We start from the raw sequence: 21,889 nt of genomic DNA on the forward strand, positions 1-21,889 counted from the left end.
GCGCGGTGTCGGACGAGGCCCAAGCACGTTAGCGTGGGTCCATGGAGCGCGATGTCGAGGTGACCGGACAGAAGAAGTCGGCAGCCGGCGTACCCGCCGTGGCCGTCGCGATGAAGCGCGCGTTGACGCACATGGGTGCGACGCGCTCGACCAAGACGCTGCTGAAGCTGAATCAGAAGGACGGCTTCGACTGCATGGGGTGCGGGTGGCCCGACCCGGAGCACCGGCACGTCGCCGAGTTCTGTGAGAACGGCGTCAAGGCGGTGGCCGAGGAGGCGATCACCGATCGTGCCACTCCGCAATTCTTCGCACGCCACTCGATCGCCGATCTGGACCGGCAGACCGAGCTGTGGCTGGGCAAGCAGGGCCGCATCACCCACCCGATGATCAAGCGGCCCGGCGGCGAGTACTACGAGCCGATCGACTGGGACGACGCCTTCGCCCTCATCGCCGAGCACCTGCGGTCCATCGACCCGAGTGAGGCGATCTTCTACACCTCCGGCCGCACGTCGAACGAGGCCGCGTTCCTCTACCAGCTCTTCGCGCGGGCCTACGGCACCAACAACATGCCGGACTGCTCGAACATGTGCCACGAGTCGACGAGCGTCGCACTCGCCGACGCGATCGGCATCGGCAAGGCCAGCGTCACGATCAACGACGTCTACAACGCCGACCTCATCGTCATCGCCGGTCAGAACCCGGGCAGCAACCACCCGCGGATGCTCTCCGCACTCGAGGTCGCCAAGAAGCGGGGCGCCAAGATCATCGCGATCAACCCGCTGCGCGAGGCCGGGCTCGTGCGGTTCCACAACCCGCAGAACGCCCGCGGCGTCGTCGGCCCCGGCACCGAGATGGCCGATCTCCACCTTCCCGTGCGGATCAACGGAGACCTCGCGCTGTTCCAGGGCATCGGATCGCTGCTGCTGGAGTGGGACGCGATCGACCGCGAGTTCATCGAGCAGTACACCCAGGGATTCGAGGAGTGGGCCGCGCACATCCGCGAGGTCGACTGGGACTACGTCGAGCAGACCAGCGGCCTGAGCCTCGGTCAGATCACCCAGGCCGCGGAGATGATCCGCGACTCCTCAGCCACGATCTACTGCTGGGCGATGGGCCTGACACAGCACCGCAACTCGGTCAACATCATCCGCGAACTGGCGAACCTCGCGTTCGCGCGCGGCGACATCGGCAAGCGCGGCGCAGGCCTGTTCCCCGTGCGCGGCCACTCCAACGTCCAGGGCGACCGCACGATGGGCATCTGGGAGCGCCCGCCGGCGTCGTTCCTCGACGCCCTGCAGAAGGAGTTCGGCTTCGATCCCCCGCGCGAGCACGGCTACGACACCGTCGACTCCATCCGGGCGCTGCGCGACGGCAAAGCGTCGTTCTTCATGGGACTCGGCGGCAACTTCGTCGACGCGACGCCCGACACGGCGGTCACCAAGGCCGCGATGCGCAAGGCGAAGCTGACCGTTCAGGTGTCCACCAAGATCAACCGATCCCACCTGGTGACGGGTGAGACCGCGCTCATCCTGCCGACCCTCGGTCGCACGGAGAAGGACGTCCGCGGCACCGGCGAGCAGGTCGTCACCGTCGAGGATTCGGCGTGCGTCATCCGCTCGTCGCATGGGCCGCTCGAGCCCGCGAGCCCCTATCTGCGCAGTGAGGTCGCGATCATCGCAGGCATCGCGGAGGCCACCCTCGGCGACCGGCACGGCATCCGGTGGCGCGAGATGGCCGAGGACTACGACCTGATCCGCGAGCACATCTCGCGCGTCGTCCCCGGCTGCGAGGACTACTCTCGGCGTGCGAAGCGGCAGGGCGGCTTCGTCCTTCCTCACGGTCCGCGAGACTCGCGCACCTTCGCCACCGGCAGCGGCAAGGCGGAGTTCGCCGTGTCACCGATCGAGGCGCTGCAGGTGCCGGACGGTCATCTGCTGCTGCAGACGATGCGCAGCCACGACCAGTTCAACACGACGATCTACGGGCTCGACGACCGCTACCGCGGCGTCAACGGCGGCCGGCGCGTCGTCTTCGTGCACCGCGAGGACATCGCTCAGCTGGGTTTCGACCCGGACGACCTCGTCGATCTGGTGACCCACTGGGAGGGCGACGACGTGGAGCGGGTGGCCGAGGGCTTCCGCATCGTCGAGTACGACACGCCGCGTGGTTCGGCGGCGGCGTACTACCCGGAGACGAACGCTCTCGTGCCGCTCGACTCGACCGCCAAGGGTTCCAACACCCCGACATCGAAGTCGGTGGTCGTGCGGCTCGTTCCTGCCGGTACGGCTCAGCCGCGGCTGGCCGACAGCAGCCAGGAGGCCGTCCGCGCCGACGACGATCACAAGGTCCAGTGGCACCCCAGCCAATTCTCCTGACGCGTCCCCTCAGGTCGTCGAGTAGCGGCGAGGAACGAGCCGCAACGGTGACGTGCCGAGGTCTCGATACGTCCGTCGCTGAGCGACCTCCTACTCGACCACCAACGGCGCATGTCGATGGTCGAGTAGCGGCGAGGAACCAGCCGCCATGGAGCCGTGGCAAAGAGGGCGTAGCCGCCACGGAGCGAGACCACCCGCGCCACGGAGCGAGACCACCCGAGGGCGTAGCGACCTCGTCGAGTGCGCAGGTCCCCCGACTCCTCCGCCCCATCCTCTAGCCTGGCCGCGTGCATCAGGGGCCGGCGAAGGAGCCGTTCGAACTGACCGCCGTCGAGCTGCGGCTCCACCGGTGGGCGAACGCGCTGCTCGCCGACGCGCCCGCGGGAGGCGCTCGCGCGAAGCTCGTGGAGTTCCTGGTCTTCGGCGCGAAGCAGGCGTGGGCGTGCGTGTTCGGCGCGGCGATGCTGGCGATCCTCGTCGTCGCGCGCCTGTGGTATCCCGACGACGCGGCGCTCGCCCGCAACGACGCTCTGGTTCTCGCCGCGGTGGCGATCCAGATCGTCATGGTGGTGGCGAAGCTCGAGACGGGGCGTGAGCTGCTCGTCATCGTGATGTTCCATGTCGTCGACACCGTCATGGAGATCTTCAAGACGAACGTCGGCTCGTGGGAGTACCCCGGTGACGGCGTGCTGCACATCGGCGCGGTGCCGCTCTACACCGGCTTCATGTACGCGGCCGTCGGTTCCTATCTCGTGCGGGTCTACCGGCTGTTCGACCTGACGTTCGTGCGCTATCCGCCGCGGTGGGCCACCGCCATCGTCGCGGTGCTGGTCTACGTCAACTTCTTCTCGCACCACTACACGCTCGACATCCGCTGGCTGCTGGTCGCCGCGGTCATCGCGCTGTACGCCCGGACGGTGATGCACTTTCGCGTGTTCCGCGGCGTGCACCGGATGCCCATCCTCGTCGCATTCGTCGGCGTCGCGTTCTTCATCTGGGTGGCGGAGAACATCGGAACAGCCAGCGGCGCGTGGCTCTATCCGGGCCAGGTCGACGATTGGCACGTGGTCCCGCTCAGCAAGCTCGTCGCCTGGTTCCTCCTCATGATCATCTCCGTCGTGATGGTCGCCTGGGTCTACAAGCCGGTCGAACCGCGCGCCCGGCGCTAGGCCTGTGGAAACGCGTTCGACGGTGTCGTAGCACCGCGCGACCGTGTGGGGATGGAAGCACTCAACCGACCTGTCCACGACCTCGCGGATCTGGCCGCCGTGTGGGAGGCCATCGCCCATCCGATCGGCTTCAGCGAGCCGTCCCTGTTCGTCGTGATGATCGATGCCGAGGGTGTCTTGCTGCCGTCGGTACTCGACATCACGGAGAATCCGCCGCGTCCCGACCCGGAGCATCTCGGCAACCTGACCTGGAGCATCGAGCGGGTCCTCGAGCACGTTGCTCCGGGTGGCTCGGCTGCGAGCATGTGGGGCCGGCCCGGCCGGCCTCCGTCACGCGCCGATGACGATGCGTGGTGCCGGAACGTGCACGAGGCGTTCAGTGCGGCGTCCTTCGTCGCATGGCCGATGTTCTTCGCCACCGACGAGACGGTCGGCGTCGTTCCCGCGGACGTGCTCGTCGGCTGAGCGTTATCGGGTGACGTGGTCGGCGAGACGTTCGGCCGCGTCAGCGACCGGCGCACCGAACATGGCAGCGTCGTTGTGGGCGACCCCCTCGAGCGGCACTTCTTCGACGAGGTTGCCGGTCTCCTCAGCGACGTGGCGGCTGAGCTCGGGCGGAACGATCGTGTCCGCCGTGCCGTAGACGACGGTGACGGGCACCGTGCTCTCGCGCAGGTGATCGACGCTCGGAAACCGGTCGCGTAACAGCTGACGCACCGGCACGAACGGGTAGTGGTGGGCGGCAACGTCGGTGAACTCCGGGAACGGCGACCGCAGGAGCACGCCGGCCGGCGGTCGGACACTCTGCAGCCGGGCCACGACGCCCGTGCCGATCGACTCGCCAAGATAGATCGTGCGGGCCGGCTCGAAACCCTCGGCCTCAAGCGCGTCGGCGGCGGAGAGCGCGTCGGCGGCGAGGCCTTCCTCGGAGGGGCTGCCGGGGTTGCCGCCATAGCCGCGGTAGTCGAGCAACAGGACGGTGAACCCGCGGTCGGCGAGCTCGGCGGCGATCGTGACGCGGCCGGCCCGGTTGCCACCGTTGCCGGGCGCGTAGAGCACCGCGATGTCGCGGTCGGTCTCGGGAGCCGGCGGCACCAGCCAGGCGGTGAGGTCGAGTCCGTCGCTCGTCGTGAGGGTGAGGTCGCGGGCGCCGGGCATTACGTCGTCGGCCGGTCCGACCGACGACGTGTCCGGCACGTAGATGAGCGAGCGTTGGATCGCCCACAGCAGCCCCACGAACAGCCCTCCGATCACGACGACGGCACCCGCGATGCGCGCACTACGGCGGGCGATCGCGTTCATGGTTCCATCGTGGCATCGTCAGCGGGACGGGCGCGTCGTCAGCAGCACCCGCACCCGTGCGCGCAGCCGCAGTCGTCCGCGTCGGCACGGAAGAGCGCTTCCGCCGGTGAGCAGCAGGCGTCGCCCTTCCCGAGATGTGGTCGGTTTCAGGTGACCCGAGTGGCGCGAGGTGACGTACAAGCGACCACATCTGGTGACCGGAGCTCGCCATCTCACCATCCGGAAGCCGCGACGGCCGTCTTCCGACTCGTGTCCAGTTGTGGCCCTTCGGGCACGCCCCACGGGGCCACAGGTGGCCGAAAGCTGAGCGGCGCACCGTGCACCTGACGAGTTCTACCCGTCGCCCCCGATCTTCTCCCTCGACGCCAGCCAGTGCCGGAACTGCGCGTCGTCGCTCGCAAGGCGGCCGACCTCCTCGCCGCCGTCGCACCGCAACAGCGCGACGCGCGCGCGTCCCGTGCTCGCCCCGTCGTCGAGCAACTGCCACGCACCACCGTGCGCCTCCCAACGCTCGAGTCGAGCGATCGCCTCCCCGGCATCCAGCACGTCGTCGCTGTCGGACATGCCTCGATGGTCACACAGGCAACACCCGGCCGTCGCCGCGCGAAGGCACGCCGTACGATCGCTGAGGTGGCCTCCCACCGTGTCGCAGGCCACGTACGTGAGTAAGGCGATGAAGGAAAGAGGCAACCGCGTGAAGGACACTCTCCGGGACATCTACGACGAGGTGCTGCGCCGCAACCCCGGCGAGACCGAGTTCCACCAGTCCGTCCACGAGGTCCTCGACAGTCTCGGACCGGTCGTCGACAAACACCCCGAGTACACCGACGCCGAGGTCATCCGCCGCATGTGCGAGCCCGAGCGCCAGATCATCTTCCGTGTGCCGTGGGTCGACGACTCCGGCCAGGTGCAGGTCAACCGCGGCTTCCGCGTCGAGTTCAGCTCGGCCCTCGGCCCCTACAAGGGCGGTCTGCGGTTCCACCCCTCGGTCTACCTCGGCATCGTCAAGTTCCTCGGCTTCGAGCAGATCTTCAAGAACTCGCTGACCGGCCTGCCGATCGGCGGCGGGAAGGGCGGCTCGGACTTCGACCCCAAGGGCCGTTCCGAGGGCGAGGTCATGCGTTTCTGCCAGTCCTTCATGACCGAGCTCTACCGTCACATCGGCGAGTACACCGATGTGCCCGCCGGCGACATCGGCGTGGGCGGCCGCGAGATCGGCTACCTCTTCGGCCAGTACAAGCGCATCACCAACCGGTACGAGTCCGGCGTGCTCACCGGCAAGGGTCTGACGTGGGGCGGATCGCAGGTGCGGACCGAAGCCACCGGTTACGGCACCGTCTTCTTCGTCGACGAGATCCTGCGCAGCCGCGGCGACTCGTTCGACGGCAAGAAGGTCGTCGTGTCCGGTTCTGGCAACGTCGCCATCTACGCGATGGAGAAGGTCGCTCAGCTCGGCGGAACCGTCATCGCCTGCTCGGACTCCTCCGGTTACGTGGTCGACGAGAACGGCATCGATCTCGAACTCGTGAAGGAGCTCAAGGAGGTCAAGCGCGCCCGCATCTCCGAGTACGCCGACACGCGCCCCGAGGCTCGCTTCATCGCGAACGGCTCGGTGTGGGACGTCCCGTGCGAGATCGCCCTCCCGTGCGCCACGCAGAACGAGCTCGACGGCTCGTCGGCCAAGGTGCTGGTGCAGAACGGCTGCCGCATCGTCGCCGAAGGCGCCAACATGCCGTGCACGCCGGACGCGGTCCGCGCGTTCACCGAGGCGGGCGTGACGTTCGCCCCCGGCAAGGCGGCCAACGCCGGCGGCGTGGCGACGAGCGCCCTGGAGATGCAGCAGAACGCCTCGCGCGACTCGTGGAGCTTCGAGCACACCGAGGAGCGACTGGGCGAGATCATGCGCGGCATCCACGACCGCTGCCTCGAGACGGCCGATGAGTACGGCGTCGAGGGCAACTACGTGGCCGGCGCCAACATCGCCGGCTTCACGCAGGTCGCGAACGCCATGCTCGCCCTCGGAGTGGTCTGAGGAAGCCCCCTCCTGACCCCGCGCTCTGCGCGGTCTAACGTACAACCAAATGGTTGTACGTAGCGAGCGCATCGCTCTCTCCGATGACGAGGTGGATCGGATCTTCCGGGCCCTCGCCGACGCGACCCGTCGCGACATCGTGCGCCGCACCCTCACCGGTCCGGCGAGCGTGTCGCAACTGGCCGCCACCTACGACATGTCGTTCGCGGCCGTGCAGAAGCACGTCGCGGTCCTCGAAGGGGCAGGCCTGGTGACCAAGCAACCCCAGGGCCGCGAGCGGCTCGTCCATGGCAATCCCGAGACGCTGCGACGGGCGCAGGCCCTGCTCGACGAGTACGAGCGGATCTGGCGCGGTCGCGTCGCGCGTCTCGACGCACTGCTCGAGGACGACTGACATCAGAAAGGTCTCACCATGCCCATCACCTCCGTCGAGAAGAGCCCCGAGAATCTGACCCTGACCGTGGTCGCCGACTTCGGGGTCCCGGTCCGCCGCCTGTGGGACGCGTACGTCGATCCCCGGCAGATCGAGAAGTTCTGGGGCCCGCCCGAGTGGCCCGCCACCTTCACCCGCCACGACGTCGCCCCCGGTGGCCGCTCGGACTACTACATGACCGGCCCGGACGGCGAGAAGTCCGCGGGATTCTGGGAGTTCCTCTCCGTCGACCCGCTCCGGTCCTTCGAGGTGCGCGACGGCTTCGCCACCGACGACGGCTCACCCAACCCGGACATGCCCTCGATGCGGATGGTCTTCACGTTCGAGGAGACGGACCGGGGTTCGCGGTTGATCACCACGACGCACTTCAACTCGGTCGAGGAACTCGAGCAGCTCGTCGGCATGGGCATGGAGGACGGCATGCGTGCCGCGATGGGCCAGATCGACGAGGTGCTGGCCGACCTCGCCTCGTTCGCCGCCGGACGCGGAACCGAGACGCAGATCCTCAGCGACACCCTGGTGCGGGTGAGCCGCATCATCCGCGGCGACATCGAACAGGTGTGGCGTGCCCATCACGAGCCGGAGCTGCTTCAGCGCTGGCAGCTCGGCCCGGACGGCTGGACGATGCCGGTGTGCGAGGTCGCGGACAAAGTCGGCGAGTCCTACCGGTACGAGTGGGAGAGCGTCGACGGCGAGAACCGCTTCGGCTTCACGGGTGAACTGCTCGAGTCCGAGCCTCCGCATCGGATCGTCACCACCGAGCGGATGATCGGCATGGAGGGGCCGGGCGTCGTCAACGAGATGACGTTGACACCGATCGAGGGTGGCACGCTCCTCTCGCTCGTCATCACCTACCCGAACGCCGAACTGCGCGACACCGTCCTCGCCACCGGCATGACCGACGGCATGGAGCGCAGCTACGCACGGCTCGAGTCGGACGTTCTCGCGTCCGTGTGACGGGAACGGGCGAGTTCAGACGCCGAGTACGGTCAAGGCGACCGTGAAGTAGATCAGCAGTCCGCTTGCGTCGCAGAACGTGGAGATGAACGGCGTAGAGAACACGGCGGGGTCGACCCTGCAGGCGCGAGCCACCAGCGGGATGACCCCGCCGACCGTCGCCGCGATCGGGCAGTTGATGGCCAGGGTGAGCGCGACCACCGAGCCGATGCCGAGCCCGTAGACCGCCGAGGCGGCCGTGAAGGCGAGCACCGCCAGGAGCAACCCGAGCAACAGCCCGGTTCGCACCTCCTTGAAGGCCACACGGAGAACGTCGCGTTTCCGTACTTCGCCCAGCGAGAGGGCACGGGTGACGGTGGTGGCCGCCTGCGAGCCGGTGTTGCCGCCGATGCCGGTCAGCAGCGGGATGAACAGGGCGAGAGCGACCTGCTCGGACAATGCGGCCTCGAAGATCTCGAGCACGTTGACCGTCAGGACACCGGACAGCGCCAGGACGAGGAGCCACACGACCCTCGCGCGTGTCAGTGCCAGGACGGGAGTGACGAGGTAGGGCCGAGCCAGCGGTTCGCTCGCTCCGGCGCGGGCCTGGTCCTGGGCGATGGCCTCGCGATCGATGCGGGCGGCGTCCTTGATCGGCAGGATGCCCACGAGCCGGTCCTCGCGGTCGACGATCGGCATCACCGTGGCGCCCGTGTCGAGGGTCCGCCGCGCCACCAGCTCTCTGTCATCGCTCGTGGTGGCGAACAGCGGCGCCGCCATTACCTCGGCGACGAGTGTCTCGTCGGGGTGCCGCAGGAGCTCGGTCACGTCGATCATCCCCATGAGCCGCCGATGGGCGGACATGACGGGGATCGAGGCGACCTCCTCAGACGCGCCGGTGAACGCGCAGATGCGCTCGCGGACGTCGCCGAGGGTCTCCTCGGGGCGGGCGTGCACCGCCACCGCCGACATGCGCCGTCCGATGGAGTCGGGAGCGTAGCCGAGCAGAGTCATCGCCGCGCTCGTGCGCTCCGGACCGAGCGTGGCGAGCATGCGCTTGGCGACCTTCGCCGGCACCTCGTCGAGCAGCCTCGCCTGCTCTTCGGGGTCGAGGTCGCCGATGACCGCGGCGATGTGCTCGTCGGCGAGCTCGCTGACCAGGTGCGCCTGCAAGCCTGGATCGAGACGGTCGAACACCTTGACTGCGGGCGTCTTCTCCAGCAGCCGGAACAGGATCGTCGCCTCGTCGATGGGCAGTTCCTTGAGGACGCCCACGACGCGCTCGCCCGTCTGCTCGCGCACCAGTTGCGCCAGCCGGGCCAAGTCCTGCTGGCCGAGCAAAGACCGGACGGTCTCGACGTCGAACGGAAGGTCCTGCGCCATGGTGGACACGATCGACTCCTCTGTTCGGAGGGGAAGGAGGACCCGCGCGGCCTGCCGAGGGTCTCTTGCACCCTAGTTCTTCGGGCCGTCGCTCTCGGCCAGCGGGATCAGACCTCGCGGTCTGGCTCTCCCGTCGGAAGGTGGGCTCGCCAGGCGAAGGCCACGGTGAGCAGGCAGACGAGCGCGATGACCAGCCCTCCGAGGAACATCTGCGGGTAGGTCCAGCGCACCGAGAGGGCGGCGAGCACCACCGGAGCGAAGAACCCGATATACGTCAGCGAGTAGTAGACGGCGGTCAGGCCGGCGAGGTCGTCCGGGCGGGCGATGCGCTGCACTTCACTCAGGCTCGCGACGAGCGCGAGCCCGTACCCGGCGCCGAGGACGATCGCGGCGAGGAACACTGTCGGGAAGTCCAGCCGGGTGGCAGCGAGGGCGCCGATGCCCATGCCGACCGTCACCAGGCTCATCGCGATGACCGAGGCGCGGGCGCTGTGCTGGGTGTCGATGATCCGGCCGAGCACCTGGATGCCGACACCGCAGCCGAGACCGACGACGGTGAGCGCGCCGGCGAACGCGATCGCCCGGTCTCCGGCCTGCTCCATCATCAGCGCCGGCATGATCGCGTAGGCCGAGGCAGCCGTGCCGAACACCCACGGCGCGACCGGCACGACGACGCGCAGGAACCGACGGTGGGCGATGGCCGGGACCTTGAGGTCGTCGAGGAGGCGTTGCGTGGGCGCGGATTCACGCGGCCGCGTCTCCGGTACGCGCAACAGCCACAGCCCGGTGGCGAGCGCGAGAAGGGCGTGGAGGGCGTAGGCGCTGTGAGTCGGCCACGGGCCCCACTGGGCGAGCGCGGCTGCGACGCCGGCGCCGATGAGGAAGCCGAACGTGAGGGCGAGCCCGGCGCGACGTGCTCCTGCGGACGCGTCGATGTCGGCGCCGGCGCGAGCCGCGATGTCGCTGAGCTCCTTGACCCAGGTCGTCCCTACCGCCATGACGAGTCCGAGCGCGACGCCGCAGAGCACCCGTCCGAGGGCGAGGACGACGGCGGACTGCTCCCCCATCGCCAGGACCAGGGAGCCGATCAGGGAGATCGGCGCTGCGGGCAGGAGGAGCGGCCGCCGTCCGTAGCGGTCCGACAGGGGTCCGCCGAGCAGGAGTGCCGGGACGATGCCGAAGACGTACGCGGCGAGGAGCGCGTCGACGGTGACGTCGGACAGTCCGCTGACCTCGCGATACATGACCAGCAGCGGGGTGAACTCGTTGCCGCCCCAGGCTGCGGCCAGCATGACGCCGGCGACGGGCCACCAGGACCGCGCATCGACGCGGGTGGCGGGCAGGTGTTCTTCCGTCCGTTCGCTCACAGGCCGGCCCGCGCATCCTCGAGGTGCTGCACGAGGAGGTCGGCATAGGCGTCGCCGTCGCGTCGTTCGAGGGCGTCGAGGAGTGACCGATGGCCCTCGACGAAGCGCGCGACGTGGCTCGCGTCCCAGCGGACGCTGTGCGCGATCATCCGCTGCTGGCGCTCGCGGAGGCCGACCGAGAACGTCCGCAGCACCTCGTTGCCGACGGCCACCACGATCTCCTGGTGGAAGCGGGCGTCGAGCACGGCGTACCCGCCGAGGTCGCCGTCCTCGACCGCCGACTCCTGGGCCGTGACGATGTCGCGCAGGAGCTCGACGAGGCGGCGGTGCTGCGCGTCCGGCAGCGCCGCCGCCCGTCGTCCGGCGTGCGTCTCCACGAGCAGCCGGGCTTCGATGACGTCGTCGGCCTCGGCCGGGCTGACCGGCACCACCAACGCGCCACGCTTGGGGTAGAGACGAAGGAGCCCCTCGGCCTCGAGCCGCAGGAACGCCTCACGGACCGGGGTGCGGCTGAGCCCGATCTCCGCGGAGATCTCGCCCTCGCTCGTCATGCTTCCACCGGGCAGGCTCCCGTCCAGCAGCCGCGCCTTCACGTGCCGGTACGCTCGCTCGGTCGCCGACTCCGTCTCCAACTTCATAGATACATGATGCATCTATGACGTCCGCGGAGATCGGTCGGACGCCTTTTGCTGGAGCAGAGACAAGCTTGAGCCCCTCGCGCCCACAACGCACCAGTTAGAAGCCCTGGCGCTTCATAGACGCCGCCTAGCTCTAACCTCGGCTGCTACCCGCTCGGCTACAGTAGTCGGCTCCTCGTGCTCCCAAACTCGCACCACCTTCCAGCCGGCCTCGACGAGTAGACGGTCGGTCTCAACGTCGCGAGCTCGGTTCTGTCGGACCTTACTGGCCCAGTACTCGGCGTTCGTTCTTGCGGCCGTGTGATGCTCAGGACAGCCATGCCAGAAGCAACCATCAATGAACACCGCCACCTTGGCGGCAACGAACACCAAATCCGCGCGTCGATTGAGCCATGACAGCGGCCGGGCGTCGACTCGGTAGCGAAGGCCCATCGCATGCACCCGGCGACGGACAGCCCATTCCGGACTAGTGTCGCGCCTCTTGTTTCCCTGCATCCCTTTGCGTACGCCAGGAGAAGAAGCCCAGGACCTGGTCAAGCCGCATCGCCACCAACCCAGCGCACAGCATGCGGCGATCGCAGCGCGTTGATACCAGGACTGTCAGTGCACCGGCGTACCCTTCTACACATGGCGAGTCCCACTGTAATCGACCTCTTCGCTGGATGCGGAGGCATGACTGTCGGCTTTCATCAAGAAGGCTTCTCCTCCGTGCTCGCTGTGGAGTGGGACAGGTATGCAGCCGCAACCTACGCTGCCAACTTCGGCGAGGAGATCGTCCGCGCCGAGGACATCGGAGAGGTCGCCGACGAGGAGATTCCGCCCGCGGACGTCGTCATTGGGGGTCCGCCGTGCCAAGGCTTCTCGAACCTTGGGCTGAAACGACTGGACGATCCGCGCAATCAGCTCTGGCGCGAGTACATGCGATTCATCAAGCATTCGAAGCCGAAGGTCTTCGTCATCGAGAACGTCGACCGCTTCAGCAAGTCACCCGAATTCCAAATGCTGCTCGCGGAAGTAGAAGGGGGCATTCTCAAGGATTATGATGTTTCGTACGGAGTACTGAACGCTGCGGACTTCGGGGTAAGTCAGCGGCGCCGAAGGACAATCCTAATCGGCTCGCGAGTGGGCAAGATCGATCTTCCTTCACCCACGCATACCAAGGACCCTCAGCCGGGATCGAAACTCCTTCCTTGGCGTACAGTCCGCGATGCCATCTACGGACTGCCCGAAGTCCCTTCGACCACCGATCTGCCAGCTTCTTGGACAGAATTTTTCGGCGAGCGGATGCCCGGGGTCTACAAGAGCTTGGACATTCACTTCGGGAGAAATCCCCGACCTCTATCGATCGCGCGGTACGATTCCGTCCCCCCGGGAGGCGGGCGTTTCGATATCCCTGAGAAACTCCTGCCCCGCTGCTGGCGAGAGAAGCCCACAGGAACGACCGACGTGATGGGCCGAATGCGCTGGGATGCCCCCTCCCTTACGATCCGAACCGAGTTCTTCAAGCCGGAGAAAGGCGCGTATCTCCACCCCCAATGGGAGAGCGACCCAAGCCGGCGAGTGAATCGGGTCATCACGCATTATGAGGCTAGCTTGATTCAGGATTTTCCTCGCGACTTCCTTTGGGTCGGCCCGAAGACAGCAATAGCGAAGCAAATTGGAAACGCCGTGCCTTGCGGCCTTGCTCAAGCCATTGCCCGACAGATCAAACCTCTCGTCGAGTAAGATCACCAAGCTGCCAGGGTCGGCGCGAGCTCGTCATACGGTTTCAGACGCCCTTGAGCAACACACTCATTCCACGCATTCCGTTGCTCCTGATTCCCTGCGCTTCGAACTGCCTCAGCAAGCGCATCGAATGCCACATGGTACGTTGCATCGACTTCTCCCGTACCTCTGGCAATGGAAGCTAGCCGCGTAGGAAGCGGCTCCGCCGTTAGGGTCACCAGGTGGGGTTGGCGACCCCGTCGGTGGCGGATCATCTGTCCGAACTCGTGGCGAATGTTCTGTACGCGGTCTGAGCGAATGGTCCACTTACACGAGATCACGGCGTGCAAAAAAGGAGCTGGGTCGGCTGCCCGATCCATCAAACGATGCCGGGAAATGCCAACCGTCACGTCGGGTTTGATCATGTAATCGGTTCCAATGGTGACTCGAAGTGCCGGCTGATTGCGCACCAGCTGATCAAGGGCGTCGAGGTGCCGATATTGCTGGAAGCGACTGATGAGAACTCCGCAGTGCACATCCCAAGCACGTTCAGGCGCGAGCTCTAGAAGTTCTTGCTGAAGATCCTTTCGAGTCATCTGCTCGAGTGCTGACCCGGGGTCTTTCGGGAGCAGCGGGCTTTCGGCGGCTTCCACTCCCAGGTTCTCAAGAACCGCCGCCGCGAGCCGCATGGACATGCTGCTCGCGGTATCGGCCGTGTTAGGCACCAGCCTCCCCTTGCTCGTCTTCCAGCCAAGAAGGGCGTTCGCGAAGGGCGCAGTCACGCCTGCACGTTAACCCAATACGGCGAGCGAAACCTACTGCATACGCGGATAGGAATCCGAACACTTTGCGTAGCCGTTGGCCCCGCTAGGCTCGCGGCATGGCCATCGTTCTGCTCGTCCGGCACGGGCGCACCACCGCCAACGACGCCGGCATCCTCGCCGGCCGCTCCCCCGACGTGCATCTGGACGACACCGGCGTTGAACAAGCCTCACGCATGGGAGCCCGGCTCGCCGAGGTGCCGCTGGTCCGCGTGGTCACCAGTCCGCTGGAGCGTTGCCGGGAGACGACCCAGGCGATCCTCGAGCGGCAGGATCAGCCGATCGTGCCCGTCGTGGACGAGCGCATCACCGAATGCGCCTACGGCACGTGGCAGGGACGGCCGCTGAAGGAGTTGGCCAACGAGCCGCTGTGGAAGGTGGTGCAGTCGCAGCCGTCCGCGGCGGTCTTCCCCGAGGGCGAGTCGCTGCTGGCGATGCAGGCCCGCGCGGTCGAGGCGATTCGGCGGATCGATGCCGAGGTGGAGGCCGAGCACGGGCCGACGGCGGTGTGGGCGGCGGTGTCGCACGGCGACGTCATCAAGTCGATCCTCGCCGACGCGCTCGGCATGCATCTCGATCTGTTCCAGCGGCTGCACGTCGACCCCGCGTCGGTGTCGATCGTGCGGTACGGCCAGGCGCGTCCCGACGTCGTCGCGACGAACACGTCGGCCGGCGACCTCTCCTGGTTGCGCGCGGCGCAGGCTACCGCTGACGCCGCCGTGGGCGGAGGCGCCGGTCCCGCAGCACCGGCGGGGCGACGCTCCTAGCATGGACGACATGGCGACTGTGGTGCACGACTTCGACTGGCCGGACCGATTCGTGGTCGGCACGGTCGGACGTCCCGGCCAGCGCACGTTCTACCTGCAGGTCCGCGACGGCGATCGGGTCGTGAGCGTGGGCCTGGAGAAGGAACAGTCGGCCGTCCTCGCCGACCGGATGGACGAATTGCTCGACGAGCTGATGTCGATCGAGGGCAATCCGGCGAGCATCCCGGCGCGCGCTCCCGAGGGGTTGGACGACGATGATCCGCTGGACTCGCCGGTCGTCGAGCAGTTCCGCGTCGGGATGATGACGCTGGGTTGGGATCCGAGCACCGCGCAGGTGGTCATCGAGGCCCATCCGCTCGTCGAGGGCGAGCCGGACGAGGAGCCGAACCCGGAGGAGTCGCCGGAGGTGCTGCAGGTGCGCATCCCGGTGGGCGCCGCACGGTCCTTTGCCAAGCGCGCCCGGGAAGTCGTGCTCGCGGGGCGGCCGTACTGCCCGCTGTGCCTCAACCCGATGGACCCTGAAGGCCACATCTGCCCGGCGACCGACGACTTCCTGTGACTGTCGAGACCGTGCCCGAGGGCGAGTTGGTGCTCGAGGGCCGCATCCTCCCCGCCTCGAACGCGACGTTCTACGGGCGCATCGGCGAGACCGCGGTCGTGTACAAGCCGGTCGCCGGCGAGCGCCCGCTGTGGGACTTCCCCGGGGCGGTCCTGGCGCATCGGGAGGTCGCGACGTACCTCGTGTCGGAGGCGACGGGGTGGAACCTCGTGCCGCCAACGTGGCTCGGCGAGGGCCCGCACGGCACCGGGATGCTCCAGGTCTGGCAGGAGATCGATCCGGGACAGGACCCGGTGACCGTCGTGCCCGCCGACCAGATCCCCGAGCGCGGTTGGCGACACGTGCTGGACGGCGTCGACGCGGAGGAGAACCCGGTGTCGGTACTGCACGAGGACTCCCCTGCGCTGCGTCGGATGGCGGTGCTCGACGTCGTCGCCAACAACGCGGACCGCAAGGGCGGGCACGTGTTGGCGATGCCGGACGGGCACCGATTCGGCGTCGACCACGGACTCACGTTCCACGTCGAGCCGAAGCTGCGCACGGTGCTGTGGGGGTGGATCGACGAGCCGCTGACCGACGAGGAACTGGCGGGCGTGCGCCGGGTGCGCGACGCGCTCAACGGTGAACTCGCCGCGCAGCTGGCCGAGCTGCTCGAGGCGCCCGAACTCGGGGCGCTGCTGGCGCGGGTGGACCGTCTGCTCGACGAGGGCGTGTTCCCGGCGCCCGAGGGCGACATGCCACCCGTCCCCTGGCCCCCGTTCTAACCGAAGTACCGGCGCAGCCGCCGGTGCCGATGGGCGAAGAACGCCTGGAGGACCCCCTTCAGCAGCGGTCCGGCGAGGCGCAGCGGGAGGCGAGGTTCGAACCCGATCCGGTCCGTGACGACGGTGCGCTCGCCGGCGGGCTCGACCGTGCGGTCATGGACCCACGCGCGCATGCTCAGCATCGTCGACTCCTCGCGGAATCGGCGCCCGGGCTCGAGCTCGACCACGACGAGGTCGTCGTAGTCGAACGGGATCAGTCCGCCGAGGCGAAGCAGTGCGCGTCCGACCGGTTGGCCGACCCGGATCGAGTCGATCGTGATGCCGCGGGCTTTGCGCGGCAGGGTCATCGTCATCACGGGGCGCATCTCGTGGTTGATGCCTTCGGGCGTGACGACCCGCGCCCAGACGTCCGCGGCCGGTGCGTTCACGGTCACCCGCTGCTCGAAGTGTCAGGTCGTGGCGAGCCCGGCGGCGGCCCTAGCGCGCTCGCGCACGATCCGGGCGAGCGCGCGGCGGGTGCGTCGTGCCTCAGGGATGCGTCGGGTCATCCAGACGTGGAACATCGCGCGGACCTCGTGCACTCGCAGGTCAGCGTCCTGGTCTCGGGCCTTCGCGACGAGGTCGTCGACCGCCGGCCGCAGGATGTCCTGGTCCCCGATGAAAAGGTCGAGCGGCGGAAGATCGTGCAGTTCGCCGTTGACCGGACTCACCAGCGGGTCCGCCGGGCTGCGCGACCCTGCCCACCACCGTCCTGCGGCGCGCAGTCCTGATTCCGCGAGCATCGGATCACTGGCTTCGAGCCCGGCGACGGCGTCCTCGTCGAGGGTGGCGTCCAACCACGGCGAGAGCATGACGACCCCGTCCGGTCGTGGGCCTGCCTCGTCGCGCAGGCGCTGGGCGAGCACGAGGACGAGCGCGCCGCCGGCTGAGTCGCCCATGAGCACGGTCGGCAGATCACCCAGCGACTCCACGGCAAGCTGCTGGAGCCTCGGGAGCACGCCGTCCACGGTGGCGTCGGGAGCCAGCGGATACGCGGGCACCACGACCTCGATCCCGGCCCGAGCCAGATCGCGGACCAGGTGCCAGTAGTCGGCGGTGAGCGGATGGACGTACCCGCCGCCGTGGACGTAGAAGACGCGCGCGACCGGGCGCATCACACGTGGGCGAACCGTCCACACCGTCATGCCGTCGCGGCGCGTCTCGCGCACGTCGGTCAGCAGGCGCGTGAGGCGGGTGGGAGGACAGTTCCCGGACTGCTGCCGCTGGCGCGCGACCTGCAGCGTGTGCTCCTCCCCCTCGAACGCCTGCTTGTCGCGGGCGATGCGCATGCCCAACATGTAGACGCGGGCACGCCAGGTGGCAGGTCGGTCGTCGACGCCCCAGGAGATCACGGGGTCGAGTCTGCCGGGTCTCGCTGGTTCTGACACCCGATCACCGGCCGCGCCGCGGGCGACGGGGTGGTGCGCCTCGCTGTGATGTGTCGGTGGGACTGCGTAGCGTGCGTTGTGGGTCAAGAGAGCCATCCACGCCTCCGGACAGTGATGGCCGGCAACCGGGTCGCCCGACACGGTGCCCTCCGGAGAAGACCCGGCGGCATCGGTCGATGCCGTCACACCGGGCACCTCGTGCCCCTGACCCTTCAGGGAGCGACACATGACCGATCACCGCTGGAACCACTACGCCGACCACCGCTCGGCCCGCCAGATCGACGACCTGCTGCACTACGGACACTTCATTCCCGTAGGCCGCGGCCTGACGGACACGTACGTGGCCACACACTTCCCCGGCCGCACCTGGAACGACCTCATGGAGGTCTGGAAAGCGGCAGGAATCGTCGTGCGAAGCACGGCCGGCGGCCCGCCGAGGTGCGACGTCCGAGTGAAGACCGTGCACTTCACAGACGCGACCGACTTCGCCGTCGAGTGGGAGGACGGAACCGTGACAACCAGCTGAGCCGCACTAGGGCTTTCAAGCTTCCCCGCAGCGGTCGAGCTTCACGAACCTTCGCTCCACGGGTTCAGGCAGTCGACGCCCAGGGGCTCGAGGTGCCGGACGTTGCGGGTGACAACGGTCATGCCGTTCGATTGAGCGACCGCGCCGATGAGCGCATCGTCCAGCGGCGCGTGATCGGGGACGCGGTAGGTCGCCAGGATGCGAACTGCCGCCAGGTCGAACGGCAGCACCCGATCGGCGAAAGCCGGCAGGACTCGCTCCTCGAACCACCGGCGCAGGACCACGCCTTGCGCTGGGTCAGACCGTTCCTTGGCGATCACGCCACATTCAAGCTCGCTGATCGTCGTGGCGGTCACGAACTGGTCAACTACCGGCACCGACGATGCCCAGGCTTCGACCGATGGGTTGCGTCCGCGGACCCGCAACGCAGAGACCACGTTGGTATCCAGGACATACTCACCGCCACCCCTCCCGTTCGCGTGACGTCACAACTCGGGGGCGTGGGCAGTCAGTCCGAGCCGTTCGGGCTCGAAGTCGATCTCAGCTCCCTCATCGCCCGCCAGCAAGTCCACGAGAGTCAGAGGCTCACGGGCCAGCGCATCCGCGAGGATCGCGCGCGCTTCGGCCTCGAGCGATCGTCGGTGCTGTTCGGCACGCGCTTTGAGCGCGGCCTTGGTTCCCGCGGGAAGATTGCGGATCAGGATCTGTTCCACCATGACCACCTCCGATATCGATACCACGATATGACTCGGATGATCGACGAGCTCATGATCGATCACGCGCCATGGAGCGACCAGCCCTCGGCCGCCGGTGCTTCAGTCTCGTGTCCTGCGACCCGCGAGTTGAAGGACGAGGCGGTACGCCGGTGCTGACAGGACCGGCCCGGAGCCGAACTCCCAGTCGAGATCGTCGGCGACGAGCCTATGGTCGAGGCTGGTACCGAAGTTGCGGTAGGTACCGCCGGCGGTCAGGTTGTCCAGCACGAGGCGGAGCGCCTCGTCGTTCGCGACGCATCCCAGACCAATGGCACGGTCACGTCGAGGCCGTGGATGACGACGTGGCTGAGGGACCCGATCGGGCCGCCCGCGGGAGTCGTCCATTGTGCGAGTATGTCGCTGGCGAGGTCTTGAAGGAGTTCCGGGACGGGCAGAGCGGAGTCGCGGTCGGCGATGCGGTTGGACAGGGCGCCGAAGTCGAACTGCGCGGCGGCGAGTTCGGCGCCGAACTCCTCGGGCCCGTTCCGGGCGGGCATGGTCACGTGGGCGATGACGTGCCGGATCGTCCAACCTTCACACAGCGACAGGGTCTGCCAGGTGTCCTCGCTCAGCGGCGCGAGCGCGTCGTGGAGGCGCTGACACTCGGCCGCGACGAGCGGCATCACGGTGTCGGCCATCAGCCCTCCTCGGGTGCTTTCGACACACCCTAGAGCTGCGCGCCCGGGTTGAGTAGACCTTCGGGGTCGAAGGTGCGGCGGAGCGCGCGCTGAAGTTCGAGGGCGACGGGGTCGAGTTCGCGGGTGAGCCAGTCAGCCTTCAACCGGCCGACGCCGTGCTCGCCCGTGATGGTGCCGCCGAGCGCGAGCGCGGCCTCAGTGATCCGGTCGAACGCCTTGAGCGCGGCGTCGCGTGAGGCCTCATCGAAGATGAGCGTGGGGTGCAGGTTGCCGTCGCCCGCGTGGCCGAACACGCCGATGGTCAGGCCCGTGTCAGCGGCGATGTCCTCGACCGCGGCGATCAGCTCGACGACGCGGCTGCGCGGGACGCAGACGTCGTCGAGCAGCCACTCGCCGAGCCGTTCCAGCGCGGGCAGCGCGAGGCGGCGAGCCTCCATGAGCATGGCGGCCTCCTCCGGGTCCTCACTGACGGCGATGTCGACAGCTCCCGCCGCCGCGGCCAGCTTCTCGACCTCGACGAGGAGGGATGCGGCGTCGTCCGAGTCGGCCTGGACCAGCAGCATCGCGGCGGCATCGCCGAGACCCATGTGCGTCATGGCGTCGACGGCCTGCAGCGTGGTGCGGTCGAGGATCTCGACGGCGGACAGTGCGAGGCCTGCGGCGGTGATCGCGCTGACCGCCGCGCCGGCCGAGGCCAGGTCGTCGAAGGTGGCGACGAGCGTCAGCGGTGGTCGCGGTGCCGGCACGAGACGCACGACGATCTCGGTGACGACGCCGAGGGTGCCTTCCGAGCCGACGAACAGTGAGGTGAGGTCGTAGCCGGCGACGCCCTTCACCGTCCGCGTGCCGGTGCGCATGACCCGCCCGTCGGCGAGCACGACCTCGAGTTCCTCCACGAAGTCTCGGGTGACGCCGTACTTCACACAGCACATCCCGCCGGCGTTGGTCGCGACGTTGCCGCCGATCGAGCACGAGGCGACCGAGCCCGGGTCCGGCGGGTACATCAGCCCCTGCTCGGCGACCGCCGCGCGCAACTCCGCCGTGTTGACGCCCGGCTGCACGACGGCGAGACGCTCGACCGGGTCGATGGAGAGGATCTGGTTCATGCGGTGCAGCGACAGCACGACGCCGTTCTCGACCGCATTCGCGCCGCCACTGAGCCCAGTGCCCGCGCCACGGGTGACGACGGCGAGCTTCGCCTCATGGCACGCGCGAACGCACGCGGCGACCTCGTCCGTGGTGCGCGGCGCCAGCACCGCGATAGGTGTCGTGGAGTCGGTGAACCGCGACTGATCGCGTGCGTAGGACGGGAGCAGGTCGGGGTCGTCGATCACCACGCCCTGGGGAAGATCACGGAACGAAAGCGGCAGTGCGGTATCCATCCGAATCATTCTCTCAGCACGCGCCGCGGCGCTGCGCTCGCTAGATTGACAAGGTGCGCCTGATCCCGGACCCTCGCGACGCCCTGTCGCTCGCCGCTCGCGGCCCCGCCCTCGTCGAGGCCCTGGTCACGGCGCTCCCCCGCGCCCTCGCGCTGCTGGAAGAGGCCGAGGTGCTGGTGGCACGCATTTCGGCTCTGCTGGACGACGTCGAGGCCACTCATGCGAGGACCGTCGAGGTCATCGAGCGCGCCGACAAGACCGCCGCCGATGCCGACGAGATCGTCCGCCGTTCGAGCGAGACCGTCGACTCCGCCAACGCGATCGTGGTGCGCACGGCCGGCACCGTCGGCAGCGTCGAGCCGACCATCAAGCGCACCGAGCGTCTCATCGATCTCTTCGCGCCACCACTGGAGCGCCTGCAGCCCATGCTCGACCGCCTGTCGACAACCACGGACACGAAGGAGGTGGACGCGCTCGTCGGCCTGATCGACCACCTGCCGCACCTGCTCGAGAGGGTCGAGACCGAAGTCATCCCGATGTTGGCCAACCTTCAGACCATTGCGCCGGACATCCACGACATGCTCGACCTCATCCAGGAACTCGGCGACATGCTCGGCAAGCTCCCCGGCATGGGCCGCATCAAACGCCGCGCCGACGAGCAGCAGGCCGGACTCGAGAAGAACCCCGACCGCCGACGCTCGGACGCCTTGGATGACTAGGACTCACCTGCGCCATCCCACAGCGAGTCGAGGTTCCTAGCTGTACTTGGCCATCAGGTTGGTTGCAGTCGGCTGATGGGTGGGAGTCCGCCGAGTGAGCTGTGGCGTCGTTGAACCGTCCCGGCGTGTCCGGAGAGCTGATTCATTGGAAGGATCACTCTCATGGCACGACCCAGCAAGTACCCGACCGAG

Annotated in this window: 24 protein-coding genes, 1 pseudogene and 1 riboswitch; of the genes and pseudogenes, 12 read left to right on the forward strand and 13 right to left on the reverse strand. The window is 68.0% G+C overall.

The features are described from left to right. The first annotated feature begins 41 nt into the window (after positions 1-41). The 3 genes from EHW97_RS13185 to EHW97_RS13195 all read left to right on the forward strand — a co-directional run bounded on the left by EHW97_RS13185 (position 42) and on the right by EHW97_RS13195 (position 4,009). Positions 42-2,375, forward strand: coding sequence for an FdhF/YdeP family oxidoreductase (locus EHW97_RS13185; RefSeq protein ID WP_124237644.1), 2,334 nt, complete (start codon positions 42-44; stop codon positions 2,373-2,375). A 287-nt stretch (positions 2,376-2,662) separates the two neighbouring features. Continuing rightward, positions 2,663-3,544, forward strand: coding sequence for a DUF817 domain-containing protein (locus tag EHW97_RS13190; protein WP_208002039.1), 882 nt, complete (start codon positions 2,663-2,665; stop codon positions 3,542-3,544). Between the two features lie 51 nt (positions 3,545-3,595). Next, positions 3,596-4,009: a hypothetical protein gene (locus EHW97_RS13195; protein WP_124237645.1), complete on the forward strand. Its 414-nt coding sequence runs from the start codon at positions 3,596-3,598 to the stop codon at positions 4,007-4,009. Positions 4,010-4,012: 3 nt separating this feature from the next. Here the strand turns inward: EHW97_RS13195 and EHW97_RS13200 are convergent, their stop codons facing one another. After that, the gene (locus EHW97_RS13200; protein WP_124237646.1) at positions 4,013-4,846 is read right to left on the reverse strand and encodes an alpha/beta hydrolase; all 834 of its coding nucleotides are present in this window, start codon (positions 4,844-4,846) and stop codon (positions 4,013-4,015) included. Positions 4,847-5,179: 333 nt separating this feature from the next. Further along, positions 5,180-5,410 (reverse strand): hypothetical protein, encoded by a 231-nt coding sequence (locus EHW97_RS13210; protein ID WP_124237647.1) that lies wholly within the window; start codon positions 5,408-5,410, stop codon positions 5,180-5,182. Positions 5,411-5,540: 130 nt separating this feature from the next. On the opposite strand from EHW97_RS13210, the gene gdhA reads away from it, so the two are divergent. From gdhA to EHW97_RS13225, 3 genes are read left to right on the forward strand one after another with little or no spacing between them, the layout of a single operon-like run. Further along, complete coding sequence (gdhA, locus tag EHW97_RS13215) at positions 5,541-6,878, forward strand: NADP-specific glutamate dehydrogenase (protein WP_208002040.1); 1,338 nt, start codon at positions 5,541-5,543, stop codon at positions 6,876-6,878. A 49-nt stretch (positions 6,879-6,927) separates the two neighbouring features. Then, on the forward strand, positions 6,928-7,272 hold the full coding sequence (locus tag EHW97_RS13220; RefSeq protein WP_124237648.1) for an ArsR/SmtB family transcription factor: 345 nt from the start codon (positions 6,928-6,930) through the stop codon (positions 7,270-7,272). A gap of 18 nt (positions 7,273-7,290) precedes the next feature. After that, complete coding sequence (locus EHW97_RS13225) at positions 7,291-8,268, forward strand: SRPBCC family protein (RefSeq protein WP_124237649.1); 978 nt, start codon at positions 7,291-7,293, stop codon at positions 8,266-8,268. A 15-nt stretch (positions 8,269-8,283) separates the two neighbouring features. Here EHW97_RS13225 and mgtE read toward each other — a convergent pair whose 3' ends face one another. The 4 genes from mgtE to EHW97_RS13245 form a co-directional block, all read right to left on the reverse strand. Beyond that, complete coding sequence (mgtE, locus tag EHW97_RS13230) at positions 8,284-9,630, reverse strand: magnesium transporter (protein WP_124237666.1); 1,347 nt, start codon at positions 9,628-9,630, stop codon at positions 8,284-8,286. A gap of 107 nt (positions 9,631-9,737) precedes the next feature. Beyond that, entirely contained in the window at positions 9,738-10,997 is a 1,260-nt protein-coding gene (locus EHW97_RS13235) for an MFS transporter (protein ID WP_208002042.1), read from the reverse strand. Beyond that, positions 10,994-11,635 carry a GntR family transcriptional regulator gene (locus EHW97_RS13240; RefSeq protein WP_124237650.1) on the reverse strand — a complete coding sequence of 214 codons (642 nt, stop codon included), beginning with the start codon at positions 11,633-11,635 and terminating at the stop codon, positions 10,994-10,996. Before EHW97_RS13240 ends, EHW97_RS13235 begins: the two co-directional genes overlap by 4 nt. Positions 11,636-11,749: 114 nt before the next feature. Next, positions 11,750-12,130, reverse strand: coding sequence for a very short patch repair endonuclease (locus EHW97_RS13245; protein WP_124237651.1), 381 nt, complete (start codon positions 12,128-12,130; stop codon positions 11,750-11,752). A gap of 132 nt (positions 12,131-12,262) precedes the next feature. Between EHW97_RS13245 and EHW97_RS13250 the strand changes: the two genes are divergently transcribed. Continuing rightward, positions 12,263-13,360: a DNA cytosine methyltransferase gene (locus EHW97_RS13250; RefSeq protein WP_124237652.1), complete on the forward strand. Its 1,098-nt coding sequence runs from the start codon at positions 12,263-12,265 to the stop codon at positions 13,358-13,360. 2 nt (positions 13,361-13,362) lie between these two features. Here EHW97_RS13250 and EHW97_RS13255 read toward each other — a convergent pair whose 3' ends face one another. Next, positions 13,363-14,121 (reverse strand): NgoMIV family type II restriction endonuclease, encoded by a 759-nt coding sequence (locus EHW97_RS13255; RefSeq protein WP_124237653.1) that lies wholly within the window; start codon positions 14,119-14,121, stop codon positions 13,363-13,365. 98 nt (positions 14,122-14,219) lie between these two features. Here EHW97_RS13255 and EHW97_RS13260 point away from each other — a divergent pair, with 98 nt between their 5' ends. From EHW97_RS13260 to EHW97_RS13270, 3 genes are read left to right on the forward strand one after another with little or no spacing between them, the layout of a single operon-like run. Continuing rightward, positions 14,220-14,927 (forward strand): histidine phosphatase family protein, encoded by a 708-nt coding sequence (locus tag EHW97_RS13260; protein WP_124237654.1) that lies wholly within the window; start codon positions 14,220-14,222, stop codon positions 14,925-14,927. A gap of 10 nt (positions 14,928-14,937) precedes the next feature. Next, a complete protein-coding gene (locus tag EHW97_RS13265) occupies positions 14,938-15,486 on the forward strand; it encodes a DUF3090 domain-containing protein (protein ID WP_124237655.1) in 549 nt (182 codons plus the stop codon). Then, on the forward strand, positions 15,483-16,250 hold the full coding sequence (locus tag EHW97_RS13270; protein ID WP_208002043.1) for an SCO1664 family protein: 768 nt from the start codon (positions 15,483-15,485) through the stop codon (positions 16,248-16,250). Before EHW97_RS13265 ends, EHW97_RS13270 begins: the two co-directional genes overlap by 4 nt. Here the strand turns inward: EHW97_RS13270 and EHW97_RS13275 are convergent. Beyond that, positions 16,247-16,687 (reverse strand): annotated as a pseudogene (locus EHW97_RS13275) (SRPBCC family protein); the annotation flags it as partial. The gene EHW97_RS13270 and the pseudogene EHW97_RS13275 overlap by 4 nt on opposite strands. A 12-nt stretch (positions 16,688-16,699) precedes the next feature. Then, positions 16,700-17,641 (reverse strand): alpha/beta hydrolase fold domain-containing protein, encoded by a 942-nt coding sequence (locus EHW97_RS13280; RefSeq protein ID WP_166367509.1) that lies wholly within the window; start codon positions 17,639-17,641, stop codon positions 16,700-16,702. Positions 17,642-17,758: 117 nt separating this feature from the next. Continuing rightward, positions 17,759-17,871, forward strand: a riboswitch (SAM riboswitch). Between the two features lie 32 nt (positions 17,872-17,903). Here EHW97_RS13280 and EHW97_RS13285 point away from each other — a divergent pair. Further along, positions 17,904-18,203 carry a hypothetical protein gene (locus tag EHW97_RS13285; protein ID WP_124237658.1) on the forward strand — a complete coding sequence of 100 codons (300 nt, stop codon included), beginning with the start codon at positions 17,904-17,906 and terminating at the stop codon, positions 18,201-18,203. 41 nt (positions 18,204-18,244) lie between these two features. Here EHW97_RS13285 and EHW97_RS13290 read toward each other — a convergent pair whose 3' ends face one another. The 4 genes from EHW97_RS13290 to EHW97_RS13305 form a co-directional block, all read right to left on the reverse strand. Continuing rightward, a complete protein-coding gene (locus EHW97_RS13290) occupies positions 18,245-18,652 on the reverse strand; it encodes a type II toxin-antitoxin system VapC family toxin (RefSeq protein ID WP_124237659.1) in 408 nt (135 codons plus the stop codon). A gap of 36 nt (positions 18,653-18,688) precedes the next feature. Next, a complete protein-coding gene (locus EHW97_RS13295) occupies positions 18,689-18,916 on the reverse strand; it encodes a FitA-like ribbon-helix-helix domain-containing protein (RefSeq protein WP_208002046.1) in 228 nt (75 codons plus the stop codon). A 254-nt stretch (positions 18,917-19,170) separates the two neighbouring features. Continuing rightward, on the reverse strand, positions 19,171-19,596 hold the full coding sequence (locus tag EHW97_RS13300; RefSeq protein WP_208002047.1) for a maleylpyruvate isomerase family mycothiol-dependent enzyme: 426 nt from the start codon (positions 19,594-19,596) through the stop codon (positions 19,171-19,173). 29 nt (positions 19,597-19,625) lie between these two features. Then, positions 19,626-20,978, reverse strand: coding sequence for an FAD-binding oxidoreductase (locus EHW97_RS13305; RefSeq protein WP_124237661.1), 1,353 nt, complete (start codon positions 20,976-20,978; stop codon positions 19,626-19,628). Positions 20,979-21,031: 53 nt separating this feature from the next. Here EHW97_RS13305 and EHW97_RS13310 point away from each other — a divergent pair, with 53 nt between their 5' ends. Next, a complete protein-coding gene (locus EHW97_RS13310) occupies positions 21,032-21,697 on the forward strand; it encodes a hypothetical protein (protein ID WP_124237662.1) in 666 nt (221 codons plus the stop codon). Positions 21,698-21,889 lie beyond the last annotated feature (192 nt).

This window comes from Aeromicrobium camelliae (genome assembly GCF_003850045.1).
GTDB classification, from domain to species: domain Bacteria; phylum Actinomycetota; class Actinomycetes; order Propionibacteriales; family Nocardioidaceae; genus Aeromicrobium; species Aeromicrobium camelliae.

Coding starts and splice junctions, on each gene's coding strand:
- EHW97_RS13300 (WP_208002047.1), bottom strand. CDS start 19,596: ATGGCCGACACCGTGATGCCGCTCGTCGCGGCCGAGTGTCAGCGCCTC.
- EHW97_RS13240 (WP_124237650.1), bottom strand. CDS start 11,635: ATGAAGTTGGAGACGGAGTCGGCGACCGAGCGAGCGTACCGGCACGTG.
- EHW97_RS13185 (WP_124237644.1), top strand. CDS start 42: ATGGAGCGCGATGTCGAGGTGACCGGACAGAAGAAGTCGGCAGCCGGC.
- EHW97_RS13245 (WP_124237651.1), bottom strand. CDS start 12,130: ATGCAGGGAAACAAGAGGCGCGACACTAGTCCGGAATGGGCTGTCCGT.
- EHW97_RS13225 (WP_124237649.1), top strand. CDS start 7,291: ATGCCCATCACCTCCGTCGAGAAGAGCCCCGAGAATCTGACCCTGACC.
- EHW97_RS13305 (WP_124237661.1), bottom strand. CDS start 20,978: ATGGATACCGCACTGCCGCTTTCGTTCCGTGATCTTCCCCAGGGCGTG.
- EHW97_RS13195 (WP_124237645.1), top strand. CDS start 3,596: ATGGAAGCACTCAACCGACCTGTCCACGACCTCGCGGATCTGGCCGCC.
- EHW97_RS13200 (WP_124237646.1), bottom strand. CDS start 4,846: ATGAACGCGATCGCCCGCCGTAGTGCGCGCATCGCGGGTGCCGTCGTC.
- EHW97_RS13210 (WP_124237647.1), bottom strand. CDS start 5,410: ATGTCCGACAGCGACGACGTGCTGGATGCCGGGGAGGCGATCGCTCGA.
- EHW97_RS13250 (WP_124237652.1), top strand. CDS start 12,263: ATGGCGAGTCCCACTGTAATCGACCTCTTCGCTGGATGCGGAGGCATG.
- EHW97_RS13220 (WP_124237648.1), top strand. CDS start 6,928: ATGGTTGTACGTAGCGAGCGCATCGCTCTCTCCGATGACGAGGTGGAT.
- EHW97_RS13260 (WP_124237654.1), top strand. CDS start 14,220: ATGGCCATCGTTCTGCTCGTCCGGCACGGGCGCACCACCGCCAACGAC.
- EHW97_RS13285 (WP_124237658.1), top strand. CDS start 17,904: ATGACCGATCACCGCTGGAACCACTACGCCGACCACCGCTCGGCCCGC.
- mgtE (WP_124237666.1), bottom strand. CDS start 9,630: ATGGCGCAGGACCTTCCGTTCGACGTCGAGACCGTCCGGTCTTTGCTC.
- EHW97_RS13265 (WP_124237655.1), top strand. CDS start 14,938: ATGGCGACTGTGGTGCACGACTTCGACTGGCCGGACCGATTCGTGGTC.